We start from the raw sequence: 15,050 nt of genomic DNA, 5'->3' as shown, positions 1-15,050 counted from the left end.
CTCACCCACCGCGCCTCCCGCCCCACGCGACATGCCACGCAACGGATGAAGGGTTTGACAGCCATGCCAGAAACCAGCCGCAGACGACTGCTCTTCGGCACCGCAGCCGTCTCCGCGGGCGCCCTGCTCACCGCCTGCACCAGCAACGACCCCAAGCCCGATGACACCGACACCGCCAGGAGCACCGGCCCCGCCGCCGACGACAAGCCGGGCAAGCCCGTCACCATCGGCTTCGCGGGTCCGCAGGCCGACCACGGCTGGCTCAACGCGATCAACGAGAACGCCAAGTCGCGGGCGGCCAAGTACTCCGAGGTGACACTGGAGTCCACCGAGGGCTCCAACGACACCGCCGCCCAGATCGGCCAGGTCAAGACCCTCATCAACAAGAAGGTCGACGTCCTGGTCGTCCTCCCGGCCGACGGCAAGGCGCTCACCCAGGTCGGCCTGGAAGCCATGCGGGCGGGCATCCCCGTCGTCAACCTGGACCGGATCTTCGCCTCCCCGCAGGCCTACCGCTGCTGGGTCGGCGGCGACAACTACGGCATGGGTCTCAACGCCGGTACGTACATCGGCGAACAGCTCAAGGACAAGGCGGACGCCAAGGTCGTCGAGCTGGCGGGGATCGACAACCTGGAGCTCACCAAGCAGCGCAGCCAGGGCTTCGCCGACGCGCTGAAGAACTACCCCAACATCAAACTGGTCGCCCGTCAGGCCGCCGACTTCACCGTCGAGTCCGGCCAGGCGAAGATGGCCCAGCTCCTCCAGGCGCAGAAGAGGATCGACGCGCTGTGGAACCACGACGACGATCAGGGCGTGGGCGCGCTGCGCGCCATCCAGCAGGCCGGCCGGGACGAGTTCCTGATGGTCGGCGGCGCCGGGGCCAAGTCCGCGATGGACGCCATCAAGGCCGACGACAGCGTCCTGAAGGCCACCGTTCTCTACCCGCCGACGATGGCCGCGTCCGCCATCGACCTGGCCCGTGCGCTGGCCCAGGGCAAGGGCGTCGGCGGCCTGGCGGAGCTGGAGATCCCGACCAGCCTCACCCTCTACTCGGCGGTGGTCACCAAGGAGAACATCGAGCAGTACCTGCCGACGGGCTTCAGCTGATCCGCCCCGCAGGGGGGTGCTGACCGACCCTCCTGCCGCATTCATCGAACGACCGACGAGGAGGAAGCCCCGATGGCCCGTAGGGAAGAGACGGATCAGGAGGCCGCAGCACCGCCGACGCAGCGGCCGGCGAGCGTGCCGGTGCTCGGAGTCGGCATGGTCGGATACGCGTTCATGGGCGCCGCCCACTCACAGGGCTGGCGCACCGCGGGACACGTCTTCGACCTGCCGATGAAACCGGCTCTTGCCGCGGTCTGCGGTCGCGACCGGGCCGCGGTCGACGCGGCCGCCGCCCGCCTCGGCTGGGCGGCGGCCGAGACCGACTGGCGCGCGCTCATCGCCCGGGACGATGTGCAACTCGTCGACATCTGCACCCCCGGCGACAGCCATGCCGAGATCGCCATCGCCGCCCTGGAGGCGGGCAAGCACGTGCTGTGCGAGAAGCCGCTCGCCAACACGGTCGCCGAGGCCGAGGCGATGACCGAGGCTGCGGCGCGCGCGGCGGCCCGCGGCCAGGTCGCCATGGTGGGCTTCAACTACCGCCGGGTGCCCGCGATCACCTACGCCCGGCAGCTGATCGCCGAGGGACGGCTCGGCACCCTGCGGCACGTGCGCGCCGCCTACCTCCAGGACTGGCTCGTCGACCCCGAGGCGCCGCTCACCTGGCGGCTGGAGCGCGAACGCGCCGGCTCGGGTGCGCTCGGCGACCTGGGCGCGCACCTCGTCGACCTGGCCCAGTATCTGGCGGGGGAGCCACTGGTCGGGGTGTCGGCGGTCAGCGAGACCTTCGTGCGCGAACGGCCGCGGCTCGCGGGCCCGTCGGCCGGGCTGTCCGGAGCGGCGGACGCCGGTGTACGAGGGGCGGTGACCGTCGACGACGCGGCACTGTTCACCGGTCGGCTCGCCTCCGGGGCGCTGGCCTCGTTCGAGGCGACCCGGATGGCGGCCGGACGGAAGAACGCACTGCGGCTGGAGATCAACGGGGAACGCGGCTCGCTCGCCTTCGATCTGGAACGGCTCAACGAACTGTCCTTCCACGACCACACCGAACCCGCCGCCACGGCGGGGTTCCGGCGCGTCCTGGTCACCGAACCCCGGCATCCCTACCTGGAGGCGTGGTGGCCGCCGGGCCACGCCCTCGGCTACGAGCACACCTTCGTCCACCAGGCCCGCGACCTGGTGCGGACGATCGCCGAAGGGACCGACCCGGCACCGTCGTTCGCCGACGGGCTCCAGGTGCAGCGGGTGCTCGCAGCGGTGGAGGAGAGCGCCGAGAAGAACTCCGTACACACCCCCGTGGTTCTCTAGGAGGCCCTGCCCATGCCCCGTCCCTTCACGCTCTTCACCGGCCAGTGGGCCGACCTGCCGCTGGAGGAGGTCTGCCGGCACGCCCGCGACTTCGGCTACGACGGACTCGAACTCGCCTGCTGGGGCGATCACTTCGAGGTCGACAAGGCGCTGTCCGACCCCGGCTATCTGGAAGGCCGGCGCCAACTGCTCGACAAGTACGGACTGAAGTGCTGGGCGATCTCCAACCATCTGGTCGGCCAGGCCGTCTGCGACGACCCGATCGACGAGCGCCACCGGGGGATCCTGCCCGCACGCGTCTGGGGCGACGGCGAGCCCGAAGGGGTCCGCCGCCGGGCCGCCGAGGAGATCAAGGACACCGCGCGGGCGGCCGCCGCCTTCGGGGTGCGTACCGTCGTGGGCTTCACCGGCTCGTCGATCTGGCACCTGGTCGCGATGTTCCCGCCCGTTCCGCCGCACATGATCGAGCGGGGGTACGAGGACTTCGCGGAGCGCTGGAACCCGGTCCTGGACGTCTTCGACGCGGAGGGCGTGCGGTTCGCCCACGAGGTGCACCCCAGCGAGATCGCGTACGACTACTGGACCACGCACCGCGCCCTGGAGGCCGTCGGCCACCGGGCGGCGTTCGGGCTGAACTTCGACCCCAGCCACTTCGTCTGGCAGGACCTGGACCCGGTCGGCTTCCTGTACGACTTCCGGGACCGGATCTACCACGTGGACTGCAAGGAGGCACGTAAGCGCCTCGACGGCCGCAACGGCCGGCTCGGCTCGCATCTGCCCTGGGGCGATCCCCGGCGCGGCTGGGACTTCGTCTCGGCCGGGCACGGTGATGTGCCCTGGGAGGACGTCTTCCGGATGCTCCGGTCCATCGACTACGACGGACCGGTCTCCGTGGAGTGGGAGGACGCCGGGATGGACCGGCTGGCCGGTGCGCCGGAAGCGCTGGCCACGCTGAAGCGGTACGACTTCGACCCGCCGGCGGCGTCGTTCGACGCGGCCTTCGGGGGCGGCGACTGACCGACTCCCGCCGGGGCGGTGGTTCCCGGGGCCGGGACGTGCCGGGAGAGAGCTCCGAGGCCGTCCCGCGCCCACCCCTGCCCTCGTCGCGCTTTGTCCTGGCGCAGGAAAAAGTTCAACCGGACCGCTGCGCAAGGCCTTTCCGTCCCGGACGAACAGGTCTACGGTCCACAACGTGTACACGACATGACTCGGGTCACCGGTGTCCCCCACGCACCCCGGACGACCCGCGCGGCAGTCCCCGCGCAGCACGGCACGGCAGCACCTCGCCCGCACAACCGGCACACCCCGGAGGACACTCGTGCACCGAACCACCACCCGAAACAGGAGCAGAACACGGCTCCGCGTCCGCAAATCCCTCGCGCTGTTCACCGGCGGTCTGCTCGCCGCGGCCACCCTGGCCCTGGGCGCCACGCCCGGAGCAGCCGCGACGGGACCGTCCTCGCCGGCCGCCACCGACGCGGCGGCCGAGGAGTTCCAGCAGGTCACCCTCGCCAAGGGAGTCGCCGAGACCGGCGAGCCCATGACGCTGGCGGTGCTCCCCGACCGCAGCGTCCTGCACACCGCGCGCGGCGGCGAGCTCTGGCTCACCGACAGCGGCGGCGACACCACCCTCGCCGGCGTCCTGCCCGTCTACTCCCACGACGAGGAGGGCCTCCAGGGCGTGGGCGTCGACCCGGACTTCAGCAGCAACCGGGCGATCTATCTCTACTACGCGCCCCCGCTGGACACCCCGTCCGGAGACGCCCCCGAGAACGGCACCGCCGCCGACTTCGCCAAGTTCGACGGTGTGAACCGGCTCTCGCGCTTCGTCCTCAAGGAGGACGGCACGCTCGACACCGCCAGCGAGAAGAAGGTCCTCGACATCCCGGCCTCGCGCGGCATCTGCTGCCACGTTGGCGGTGACATCGACTTCGACGCGCAGGGCAACCTGTACCTGTCGACCGGCGACGACTCCAACCCGTTCGCCTCCGACGGCTACACCCCGATCGACGACCGGCCGGACCGCAACCCCGTGTTCGACGCCCGTCGCAGCGCCGGGAACACCAACGACCTGCGCGGCAAGATCCTCCGCATCAAGGTCGCCGACGACGGCACCTACACTGTCCCCGACGGCAACCTCTTCGCCCCGGGCACCGACAGGACCCGGCCCGAGATCTACGCGATGGGCTTCCGCAACCCCTTCCGCTTCACCGTCGACAAGCCCACCGGCATCGTGTACGTCGGTGACTACGGGCCCGACGCCGGCGCCGCCGACCCGAAGCGGGGACCGGCCGGACAGGTCGAGTTCGCCCGTGTCATTAAGGCCGGCAACTTCGGCTGGCCGTTCTGCACCGGGAAGAACGACCCGTTCATCGACTACGACTTCGCGACCAAGACCTCCGGTGCGGCCTTCGACTGCGCGGCGCCCAAGAACACCTCCCGGTACAACACCGGGCTGGTCGATCTGCCGCCGGCCCAGCCCGCCTGGATCCCGTACGACGGCGCGTCCGTGCCCGAGTTCGGCACCGGCTCCGAGTCCCCGATGGGCGGACCCGTCTACCACTACGACGCGGCCCTCGACTCGCCGGTGAAGTTCCCCGAGGCCTACGACGGCAACTTCTTCGCCGGTGAGTTCGGCAGGCGCTGGATCAAGCGCATCGACCAGGACACCGAGGGCACGGTCAAGTCCATCAACGCCTTCCCGTGGTCGGGAACCCAGGTGATGGACATGACGTTCGGCCCCGACGGCGCGCTGTACGTCCTGGACTACGGCACCGGCTACTTCGGCGGCGACCAGAACTCGGCGCTCTACCGCATCGAGAACGCCACCGGCGGACGATCACCGATCGCCGAGGCGAGCGCGAACAAGACCTCCGGGACCGCACCCCTCAAGGTCGCCTTCTCCTCGGCCGGAACCACCGACGCCGACGGGGACACCCTCAGCTACAGCTGGGACTTCGGTGACGGCGGCACATCGACCGCCGCCGACCCGACGTACACGTACAGGAAGAACGGCACCTACACCGCCACCGTCACCGCGACCGACCCCACCGGACGCACCGGCACCGCCAACGTCCATGTGACGGTCGGCAACACCGCTCCCAAGGTGAACCTGGAACTCCCCGGTGACGGGCAGCTGTTCACCTTCGGCGACGAGATCCCGTTCAAGGTGACCGTCACCGACCCCGAGGACGGAACCGTCGACTGCTCCGAGATCGAGGTCCGCTTCATCCTCGGCCACGACAGCCACGGCCACCCCATCACCTCGGCGCACGGCTGCTCCGGCACCATCAAGACGGAGATGGACGGCGGACACGACCCCAACGCCAACATCTTCGGCGTCATCGACGCCTCGTACACGGACGGCGGCGGAGGCGGCCAGGCCCCCCTGTCCGGCCACGACCAGTCCGAGCTCCAGCCCCGCCACCGGCAGGCCGAGCACTACGGCGACTCGCACGGCGTCGCCCCGCAGAACAAGGCCACCGCGCACGGCGGCAAGACCGTCGGCGACATCCACAACGACGACTGGATCTCCTTCAAGCCCTACCTCCTGACCGGATCCACCAAGCTGACCGCACGGATCTCCTCCGGCGGCGCCGGCGGCTTCCTCGAAGTCCGGACCGGCTCCCCGACCGGCAAGATCCTCGGCTCCGCACCCGTCCCGGTGACCGGTGCCTGGGACAACTTCCAGGACATCGACGTACCGCTGCGCGGCGTCCCGAAGAAGTCCACCGAACTCTTCCTGGTCTTCAAGGGCGGCGCCGGAGCGCTCTACGACATCGACGACTTCGAGCTGTCCAACAGCGCCCCCGACAGGACCGCCAAGCGGATCCTGGTCTTCTCGAAGACGGCCGGCTTCCGGCACGACGCGATTGCGGACGGCATCGCGGCGCTGAAGGAACTCGGCAAGGACAGCAACATCACCGTCGACGCCACGGAGACGGCCGGTCAGTTCACCACCAGCAACCTGGCCCGCTACGACGCCGTCGTCTTCCTCTCCACCACCGGCGACGTGCTCAACGCCGACCAGCAGAAGGCGTTCGAGAACTACGTGGCCACCGGCGGCGGCTACATGGGCGTCCACGCGGCGGCGGACACCGAGTACGACTGGGCGTTCTACGGCGGACTCGTCGGGGCGTACTTCTCCTCGCACCCCGCCATCCAGCCCGCCACCGTACGCGTCGAGGACCACGACCACCCGGCCACCGCACACCTCGGCGACGAGTGGAACCGCACCGACGAGTGGTACAACTACCGCACGAATCCACGAGGTCAGGCCAAGGTCCTCGCCACCCTCGACGAGACCACCTACACCGGCGGCACCATGAAGGGCGACCACCCCATCACCTGGTGCCAGACCTACCAGGGCGGCCGCTCCTTCTACACCGGCCTCGGCCACACCAAGGAGTCCTACGCCGAAGCGGACTTCCGCAAGCTGCTCCTCGGCGGCATGCGGTACGCGGCCGGTCAGGTGAAGGCCGACTGCAAGCCGGACACCGGCTACCGGTCGATCTTCAACGGCAAGACCCTCGAAGGCTGGAAGCAGGCGGGCCCCGGGAAGTTCGACGTCGTCGACGGTGAACTCCGCTCCGAGGGCGGCATGGGCCTGCTCACCTACCAGGCCAAGGAGCTGGGGTCGTACTCGCTCAAGCTCGACTGGAAGATGCAGGGCGACGACAACTCCGGTGTCTTCGTCGGCTTCCCGGAGTCCGACGACCCCTGGTCCGCGGTGAACAACGGCTACGAGGTCCAGATCGACGCCTCCGACGCGGCCGACCGCACCACGGGCTCGATCTACACCTTCAAGGCGGCCGACGCCAAGGCCCGTGACCAGGTCCTGCGGCCACCCGGCCAGTGGAACAGCTACGAGATAAAGGTCAGGGGCGAACGCCTCCAGGTCTTCCTCAACGGAGTGAAGATCAACGACTTCACCAACACCGATCCGGTACGGAGCCTGAAGAGCGGCTACATCGGCATCCAGAACCACGGTGCCGACGACCATGTGTCCTTCCGCAACATCCAGCTGAAGGAACTGCCCTCGGCGTAGGGATCCCACCCCGGCGACGGCGGGCGGCAGGGATCACCACACCCCTGCCCGCCCGCCGTCCCGGACCGGTTCCCACGCCCTCGTCGCACAGCGCCACTCGCTCTGCCCAGCCAGCACCCCCAGCCAGGGAGGCAGCCCGTGTCAGCACCCGCCGTTCGTACCGGAGTCTGGTTCATCGGAGCACGCGGCTCCGTCGCCACCACCGCCACCGCGGGGTGCGCGGCGGTCGCGGCAGGGCTCCACCCGGCGGCAGGCATGGTCACCGAGACCCCACCCTTCGCCGACAGCGGGCTGCCCGCGCTCACCTCACTCGTCTTCGGCGGACACGACACCACCGGCTGCCCACTGCCGAAACGGGCCGAGGCACTGGCCGCCGGGGGAGTGCTGCCGCACGGACTGCCATCGGCGGTGCACGCCGAACTCGCCGACGCGGACACCGGGATCCGGCCCGGCGGGCCACTGCCCGGCGACACCCGCAGCGACGAGGAACTCATCGCCGCCTTCGCCGCCGACCTCACCGACTTCACGCGCCGCAACGAACTGGCCAGAACGGTCGTCGTCAACGTGGCGTCCACCGAACCCCTCCCGGACCCCGGCGAGGAGCGGCTGCCCGCCAGCTCGCTCTACGCGGCGGCCGCACTGCGGGCCGGCTGCCCCTACATCAACTTCACCCCCTCCACCGGGCTGCGCACCCCCGCCCTCCAGGACACCGTCGCGGACTGCGGACTTCCTCACGCGGGCCGCGACGGCAAGACCGGCCAGACCCTGCTCCGCTCCGTACTCGCCCCGATGTTCGTGCAGCGCGCCCTGCCCGTACGGGCCTGGTCCGGCACCAACCTGCTGGGCGGCGGCGACGGAGCGGCGCTCGCCGACCCGGGCGCGGCGGCCGCCAAGAACGCGGGCAAGGAACGGGTACTGGCCGACACCCTGGGCACCGCACCCGAGGGCGAGGTCCACATCGACGACGTTCCGGCCCTCGGCGACTGGAAGACCGCCTGGGACCACATCGCGTTCGACGGGTTCCTCGGCGCACGGATGGTGCTCCAGACCACTTGGCAGGGCTGCGATTCGGCACTGGCCGCGCCCCTGGTACTGGATCTGGCGAGGCTGGTGGCCCGCGCCCACGAGCAGGGACTGAGCGGCCCGCTGCCCCAGCTCGGCTTCTACTTCAAGGATCCGGACGGCGGCCCGGCCGCGCTCTTCGAGCAGTACCAGGAACTGCTCGCCTTCGCCGGGACGCTGCGGGGGGAACGATGACGGCACGCGCCTGGGCGGAACTGCTGCGGGTGTCGGCGCTGTTCACCGTCCCCGGCGACGCGCTGGCCGGCGCGGCGGCGAGCGGCCGGCGCCCCAACGGCTCGACCGCGCTCGCCGTCGGTGCCTCGCTCTGCCTGTACGAGGCGGGCATGGCACTCAACGACTGGGCCGACCGCGCGGAGGACGCCGTCGACCGCCCGCACCGGCCGATTCCCTCGGGGCGGATCGCACCCGGAGCGGCCCTGGCGGCGGCGGGCGCGCTGACCGCCGCCGGGCTCGGGCTCGCGGCCCGGGCCGGCCGCCCGGCCCTCGCGGTGGCCACCGGGCTTGCGGCCACCGTGTGGGCGTACGACCTGCGGCTGAAGCACACCCCGGCGGGACCTGCCGCGATGGCCGCCGCCCGCGGGCTCGACCTGCTGCTCGGAGCCACCGCCACCGGGATGGCGGGTGGGACCACGAGGCCCGGGGTGGGGCCGGATCCGGCCGCGCGCGGCTCCGTTCTCGGCGCCCTCCCGGCCGCCGGCCTGCTCGGCGCGCACACCTACGCCGTCACCGCGGTCTCCCGCCACGAGGCACACGGCGGATCGGCCACCGCCCCCCTCGCAGCCCTCGCCGCCGTCACCGCACTGGGCGCGGCAGCCCTGCACACGCGGCGTGAGCGGGACAGCGATCCGGGCTCGGCCCGAGGGGCGACCGCGGGGGCGGGGGACGGGCGGGGCGGCGAAGGGGAGGCGGCCTCGGGGGCGACTGTGCGCGTGGAGCCTCGGCGGGGTGGCGATCCGGGCATGGTCCGGGGGGCGACCGCGCGGGCGGGGGATGGGCGGGGCCGTGAACGGGAGGCGGCCTCGGGGGCGACTGTGCGCGTGGAGCCTCGGCGGGGTGGGGATCCGGGCATGGTCCGGGGGGCGACCGCGGGGGCGGGGGACGGGCAGGGCCGCGAACGGGAGACGGCCTCGGGGAGGGCCGCGCAGCCGCGTCGTGGACGGCGCGGGGATCCGGCCGCACCCCCGCGTGCGCGCAGTGGACGGGGCGGAGACCGGACCCGCCCCCGTCCCGCGCCCCGCCCACCCGGCCCCCTCGCCGTCACCGCCCCCGGCCTCGTGCGCGCCGCGCTCACCGGCTCCTACCTCCGGACCGCCGCCGTCCCGCTGCTGCACGCCGCGCTCAACCCCTCCCCGCCGCTGACCCAGCGCGCCGTCGGCGGCGGCATCCGGGCGATGATCCCGCTCCAGGCCGTCCTCGCCGCCCGCACCGGAGCGGTCGGTACGGCGCTCGCCGTCATGGGACTCGTACCGATCGCCCGCAACCTCGCCCGGAAGGTGAGCCCGACATGACGATCCGCCTCGGCTACGGCACCAACGGGCTCACCGACCTCCGCCTGGACGACGCCCTCGGACTCCTCGCCGACCTCGGGTACGACGGGGTCGGCCTGACCCTCGACCACATGCACCTCGACCCCCTCGCCCCGGACCTCGCCGCCCGCACCGCCCACGTGGCGGCCCGGCTCCACGAGCTGGGGCTCGGCGTCACCGTGGAGACCGGTGCCCGCTACGTCCTCGACCCGCGCCGCAAGCACGGCCCCTCCCTCCTGGACCCGGACCCGGAGGCCCGCGCCGCCCGCACCCGGCTGCTCGTCCGGGCCGTCGACATCGCCGCCGACCTCGGTGCCCACGCCGTGCACTGCTTCAGCGGCACCATCCCGCCCGACACCACCCCCGACACCGCCTGGCAACGGCTCACCGGCTCCCTCGCCCCGGTGCTGGAGGCCGCCGACCGATCCGGCATTCCGCTCGCGATCGAGCCCGAGCCCGGACACCTCCTCGCCACACTCGCCGGCTTCCACCACCTGCGTGTCCTCTGCGCAGATCCCGCACCGCTCGGACTCACCCTCGACATCGGCCACTGCCAGTGCCTGGAACCCGCCATGCCGGTCGACTGCGTCCACGAGGCCGCCCCCTGGATCCGCCACGTCCAGATCGAGGACATGCGCCGCGGCGTCCATGAACACCTCCCCTTCGGCGAGGGCGAGATCGACTTCCCGCCCGTGCTCGAAGCACTCGACACCCTCTCGGACACCGGCTACCGGGGCCTCACCGTCGTCGAACTGCCCCGCCACTCCCATGCCGGACCCGAACTCGCCCGCACTTCCATCGAGTTCCTCCGCAAGCACAGTCCGTCGAGCCGCTGAACCGCCGAAGGGAGCGACACCATGCCGATGTCCCCGACGAACCCCCCGCTGCTGACCCGCAAGGAGCTCGACGCACAGCTCGGCGGAGCCGCGCGCGCCTGGCTGGACGAGGCGCTCGCCGAGGCGGAACACGCCGCCTCCCACCCGGACACCGGACAACCCGGCGGCTCCTACGCCGTCCCACCGTGGGAACTGCGCTACGCCGCGGCCGGCCGGCACTGCGGACTCGAACACGCCGACTCCGTACGCGCCCTCCTGCTCATCGAAGCCAGAGCCGCGCTGCCCGCCCTGACCAGGCTCTACGAACAAGGCACCGCCGCCGAACGACGCGCTGTCCTGCTCACCCTGCACCGGCTGGACCCCAGCCCCACCGCCCTCCCGCTCGTCGAGGACGCCCTGCGCACCAATGACACCCGGCTCGTCGCCGCAGCCGTCGGACCGTACGCCGCCACCCATCTCGATGCGCACAACTGGCGCCACGCCGTTCTCAAGTGCCTCTTCACCGGGGTCGGAGTCGAAGCCGTCGACGGGCTGGCCCGCCGCGCCCGCGGCGACGCCGAACTCGCCCGGATGCTGGGCGACTTCGCCGCCGAACGCATCGCGGCCGGCCGCAGTGTCCCGGCCGACCTCACACACGTCCTCGAACTCACCACCCCCGGTGCCACCGCCCCCACGGAGGAGTCCTGATGCGCATCTTCGACCCGCACATCCACATGACCTCCCGTACCACGGACGACTACCGGGCGATGTACGACGCGGGAGTCCGCGCACTCGTGGAACCCTCCTTCTGGCTCGGCCAGCCCCGAACCTCGCCCGCCAGCTTCTTCGACTACTTCGACGCCCTGCTCGGCTGGGAACCCTTCCGCGCCGCCCAGTACGGCATCGCCCACCACTGCACGCTCGCCCTCAACCCCAAGGAGGCGAACGACCCGCGCTGCGTCCCCGTCCTGGACGCCCTGCCCCGCTATCTGGTCAAGGACTCCGTCGTGGCCGTCGGCGAGATCGGCTACGACTCCATGACCCCGGCCGAGGACACCGCACTGGCCACCCAGCTCCAGCTCGCCGCCGACCACGGCCTGCCCGCCCTCGTGCACACCCCCCACCGGGACAAGCTCGCCGGGCTGCACCGCACCATCGACGTCGTCCGCGAATCCCGCCTCCCCCCGGAGCGGGTGCTGCTCGACCACCTCAACGAGACGACCGTGAAGGACGCCAGGGACAGCGGCTGCTGGGCCGGCTTCTCCATCTACCCCGACACCAAGATGGACGAGGACCGCATGATCGCGATCCTCAGGATCCACGGCACCGAGAAGATCCTGGTCAACTCGGCGGCCGACTGGGGCCAAAGCGATCCCCTCAAGACCCGCAAGGTGGGCGACGCGATGCTCGCCGCCGGGTTCAGCGACGACGACGTCGACAAGGTGCTCTGGCGCAACCCCGTCGAGTTCTACGGGCAGAGCGGCCGACTCCAGCTCGGCCTCGCCACCCCCGAACCACTTCACGAGGGCAACTCCGTCCTGCGCGGCGGGGAGTGAGGCGATGCGATTCCGCCACCCCGACGGCTCCACCGTCCACCTCTCGTACTGCACCAATGTCCACCCCGCCGAGACACTCGACGGCGTCCGCGCCCAACTGCGCGACCACTGCGAACCCGTCCGCAAGCGCCTGGGCCGCGACCGGCTCGGCATCGGCCTCTGGCTCGCCAGGGACGCGGCCCGTACCCTGGTCAACGACCCGGCCGAACTGAGGTCCCTGCACGCCGAACTGGACCGCCGCGGCCTGGAGGTCGTCACCCTCAACGGCTTCCCGTACGAGGGATTCGGCGCCGACGAGGTCAAGTACCGGGTGTACAAGCCGGACTGGACGGACCCCGAACGGCTCGCCCACACCACCGACCTCGCCCGGCTCCTGGCCGGACTGCTCCCCGACGACGCGCCCGAAGGAACCATCTCCACCCTCCCGATCGCCTGGCGCACCCCCTTCGACTCGGACCCCGAAGCGGCCCGCACCGCACACACCGCGCTCACCACCCTCGGCGAACGCCTCGACGCCCTCGCCGAACTCACCGGCAGATCCATCCGCGTCGGCCTCGAACCCGAGCCGGGCTGCACCGTCGAGACCACCGCCGACGCGATCGCCCCACTCACCTCCGTCGCACACCCACGCATCGGCATCTGCGTCGACACCTGCCACCTCGCCACCTCCTTCGAGGACCCCCACACCGCCCTGGACGCCCTGCGCGCCGCGGACATCCCGATCGTCAAATCGCAGCTCTCCGCCGCACTGCACGCCGAACACCCCCACCTCCCCGAGGTACGCACCGCACTCGCCGCCTTCGCCGAACCCCGCTTCCTGCACCAGACCCGCACCAGCACCGCCGCCGGACTGCGCGGCACCGACGACCTCGACGAGGCCGTCACCGGCCGGGCCCTGCCGGACGGAGCCCCCTGGCGCGCCCACTTCCACGTCCCCCTGCACACACCGCCCGCGCCACCGCTCACCTCCACCCTTCCCGTACTCCGGTCCACTCTGACCCGCCTGGTGGGCGGCGCACGCCCCCTCACCAGGCACCTGGAGGTCGAGACGTACACCTGGCAGGCGCTCCCGGCCGCGCTGCGGCCCCGTACCCGCACCCAGCTCGCCGACGGCATCGCCGCCGAACTCACCCTCGCCCGCGACCTCCTGGTCGACCTCGGCCTCAAGGAGCTCCCGTGACCACAGCCGAGCAGCCCACCGGGACCGTCGCCCCCACCCCTCTCCTCGTCATCGACGTCGTCGGCCTCACCCCACAGCTCCTCGACCACATGCCGCACCTGAAGGCCCTGGGACAGTCCGGCACCCACGCCCCGCTCGGCACCGTCCTGCCCGCCGTCACCTGCGCGGCCCAGTCCACCTTCCTCACCGGCACCACCCCCGCCGAGCACGGCATCGTCGCCAACGGCTGGTACTTCCGTGAGCTCGGCGACGTCCTGCTCTGGCGCCAGCACAACGGACTGGTCGCGGGCGACAAGCTCTGGGACGCCGCCCGCCGAGCCCACCCCGGCTACACCGTCGCCAACATCTGCTGGTGGTACGCGATGGGCGCCGACACCGACATCACCGTCACCCCACGCCCCGTCTACTACGCCGACGGCCGCAAGGAACCCGACTGCTACACCCGCCCGCCCGCCCTCCACGACGAACTCACCGAGAAACTCGGCACCTTCCCCCTCTTCCACTTCTGGGGCCCCGGCGCCGACCTCGTCTCCTCGCAGTGGATCATCGACGCGACCCGGCACATCCTCGACACCCGCCACCCCGACCTGGCCCTGTGCTACCTCCCGCACCTCGACTACGACCTCCAGCGCTACGGCCCGGACGACCCGCGCTCCTACCGGGCCGCGGCCGAACTCGACCGGGCCATGGCACCTCTCCTGGACGACGCCCGTCGAGAGGGCCGCACCGTGGTCGCCCTCTCCGAATACGGCATCACCCGCGTGGACCGGCCCGTCGACATCAACCGGGCCCTGCGCCGCGCCGGCCTCCTGGAGGTCCACACCCAGGACGGCATGGAGTACCTCGATCCGATGGCCTCCCGCGCCTTCGCCGTCGCCGACCACCAGCTCGCCCACATCTACGTACGCCGCCCCGAGGACCTCGAAGCCACCCGCGAAGCGCTCCGGGACCTCCAGGGCATCGAGCAGCTCCTCGACGACGAGGGCAAGAAGGCACACGGCCTGGACCACCCGCGCTCCGGCGAGCTGGTCGCCGTCGCGGACCCGGACGCCTGGTTCACGTACTACTACTGGCTCGACGACGCCCGCGCGCCCGACTTCGCGCAGCTCGTCGAGATCCACCGCAAACCGGGCTACGACCCCGTCGAACTCTTCCTGGACCCCCAGGACCCGTACGTCCGGGTCAAAGCGGCCACGGCCGTCGCCCGCAAGAAGCTGGGCATGCGCTACCGCATGGCGGTCGTGCCGCTGGACCCGTCACCTATTCGCGGCAGCCACGGCCGCCTTCCACAGAGCGACGAAGAAGGTCCGCTCATCCTGTGCTCCACCCCCCACGCGTTCACCGGCCCCGTCCGGGCCACCGAAGTGAAGTCCTTGCTGCTCCGACTCGCCGGACTGCACTGACAACGTCCCGCCCCCAGAAGGAGTT

Annotated in this window: 11 protein-coding genes; all 11 read left to right on the top strand. The window is 71.6% G+C overall.

Translation table 11 applies throughout. The annotated features are described in order from the left end of the window. Positions 1–63 precede the first annotated feature (63 nt). The 11 genes from ACGF8B_RS27050 to ACGF8B_RS27000 all read left to right on the top strand — a co-directional run bounded on the left by ACGF8B_RS27050 (position 64) and on the right by ACGF8B_RS27000 (position 15,025). On the top strand, positions 64–1,107 hold the full coding sequence (locus ACGF8B_RS27050; protein WP_392743466.1) for a substrate-binding domain-containing protein: 1,044 nt from the start codon (positions 64–66) through the stop codon (positions 1,105–1,107). Between the two features lie 72 nt (positions 1,108–1,179). After that, complete coding sequence (locus tag ACGF8B_RS27045; protein ID WP_392743464.1) at positions 1,180–2,415, top strand: Gfo/Idh/MocA family protein; 1,236 nt, start codon at positions 1,180–1,182, stop codon at positions 2,413–2,415. Positions 2,416–2,427: 12 nt separating this feature from the next. Next, positions 2,428–3,432 (top strand): sugar phosphate isomerase/epimerase family protein, encoded by a 1,005-nt coding sequence (locus ACGF8B_RS27040; RefSeq protein WP_392743462.1) that lies wholly within the window; start codon positions 2,428–2,430, stop codon positions 3,430–3,432. A gap of 301 nt (positions 3,433–3,733) precedes the next feature. Beyond that, the gene (locus tag ACGF8B_RS27035; protein WP_392743460.1) at positions 3,734–7,462 is read left to right on the top strand and encodes a ThuA domain-containing protein; all 3,729 of its coding nucleotides are present in this window, start codon (positions 3,734–3,736) and stop codon (positions 7,460–7,462) included. 138 nt (positions 7,463–7,600) lie between these two features. Continuing rightward, positions 7,601–8,719 (top strand): inositol-3-phosphate synthase, encoded by a 1,119-nt coding sequence (locus ACGF8B_RS27030; RefSeq protein WP_392743457.1) that lies wholly within the window; start codon positions 7,601–7,603, stop codon positions 8,717–8,719. After that, complete coding sequence (locus tag ACGF8B_RS27025; protein WP_392743454.1) at positions 8,716–10,053, top strand: SCO3242 family prenyltransferase; 1,338 nt, start codon at positions 8,716–8,718, stop codon at positions 10,051–10,053. Before ACGF8B_RS27030 ends, ACGF8B_RS27025 begins: the two co-directional genes overlap by 4 nt. Continuing rightward, positions 10,050–10,907: a sugar phosphate isomerase/epimerase family protein gene (locus ACGF8B_RS27020; RefSeq protein WP_392743451.1), complete on the top strand. Its 858-nt coding sequence runs from the start codon at positions 10,050–10,052 to the stop codon at positions 10,905–10,907. The genes ACGF8B_RS27025 and ACGF8B_RS27020 overlap by 4 nt, the downstream gene beginning before the upstream one ends. Before the next feature lie 21 nt (positions 10,908–10,928). Continuing rightward, positions 10,929–11,594: an EboA domain-containing protein gene (locus ACGF8B_RS27015; RefSeq protein WP_392743449.1), complete on the top strand. Its 666-nt coding sequence runs from the start codon at positions 10,929–10,931 to the stop codon at positions 11,592–11,594. After that, complete coding sequence (locus ACGF8B_RS27010) at positions 11,594–12,442, top strand: TatD family hydrolase (RefSeq protein ID WP_392743446.1); 849 nt, start codon at positions 11,594–11,596, stop codon at positions 12,440–12,442. The genes ACGF8B_RS27015 and ACGF8B_RS27010 overlap by 1 nt, the downstream gene beginning before the upstream one ends. Positions 12,443–12,446: 4 nt before the next feature. Further along, positions 12,447–13,622, top strand: coding sequence for a metabolite traffic protein EboE (gene eboE / locus ACGF8B_RS27005; protein WP_392743443.1), 1,176 nt, complete (start codon positions 12,447–12,449; stop codon positions 13,620–13,622). Continuing rightward, positions 13,619–15,025 (top strand): alkaline phosphatase family protein, encoded by a 1,407-nt coding sequence (locus ACGF8B_RS27000; RefSeq protein ID WP_392743441.1) that lies wholly within the window; start codon positions 13,619–13,621, stop codon positions 15,023–15,025. The genes eboE and ACGF8B_RS27000 overlap by 4 nt, the downstream gene beginning before the upstream one ends. The last annotated feature ends 25 nt before the right edge of the window (positions 15,026–15,050 follow it).

Origin of the sequence: Streptomyces sp. NPDC047917 (assembly GCF_043204345.1) — a bacterium.
GTDB lineage: Bacteria > Actinomycetota > Actinomycetes > Streptomycetales > Streptomycetaceae > Streptomyces > Streptomyces sanglieri.
Note: the sequence above shows the minus strand (reverse complement) of the source record. Positions and strands in the feature narration are given on the sequence as shown.

Excerpts from the sequence above, each read along its gene's own strand:
- ACGF8B_RS27025 (WP_392743454.1), top strand. The coding sequence starts at position 8,716 with ATGACGGCACGCGCCTGGGCGGAACTGCTGCGGGTGTCGGCGCTGTTC.
- ACGF8B_RS27010 (WP_392743446.1), top strand. The coding sequence starts at position 11,594 with ATGCGCATCTTCGACCCGCACATCCACATGACCTCCCGTACCACGGAC.
- ACGF8B_RS27045 (WP_392743464.1), top strand. The coding sequence starts at position 1,180 with ATGGCCCGTAGGGAAGAGACGGATCAGGAGGCCGCAGCACCGCCGACG.
- ACGF8B_RS27040 (WP_392743462.1), top strand. The coding sequence starts at position 2,428 with ATGCCCCGTCCCTTCACGCTCTTCACCGGCCAGTGGGCCGACCTGCCG.
- ACGF8B_RS27050 (WP_392743466.1), top strand. The coding sequence starts at position 64 with ATGCCAGAAACCAGCCGCAGACGACTGCTCTTCGGCACCGCAGCCGTC.
- ACGF8B_RS27020 (WP_392743451.1), top strand. The coding sequence starts at position 10,050 with ATGACGATCCGCCTCGGCTACGGCACCAACGGGCTCACCGACCTCCGC.
- ACGF8B_RS27015 (WP_392743449.1), top strand. The coding sequence starts at position 10,929 with ATGCCGATGTCCCCGACGAACCCCCCGCTGCTGACCCGCAAGGAGCTC.
- eboE (WP_392743443.1), top strand. The coding sequence starts at position 12,447 with ATGCGATTCCGCCACCCCGACGGCTCCACCGTCCACCTCTCGTACTGC.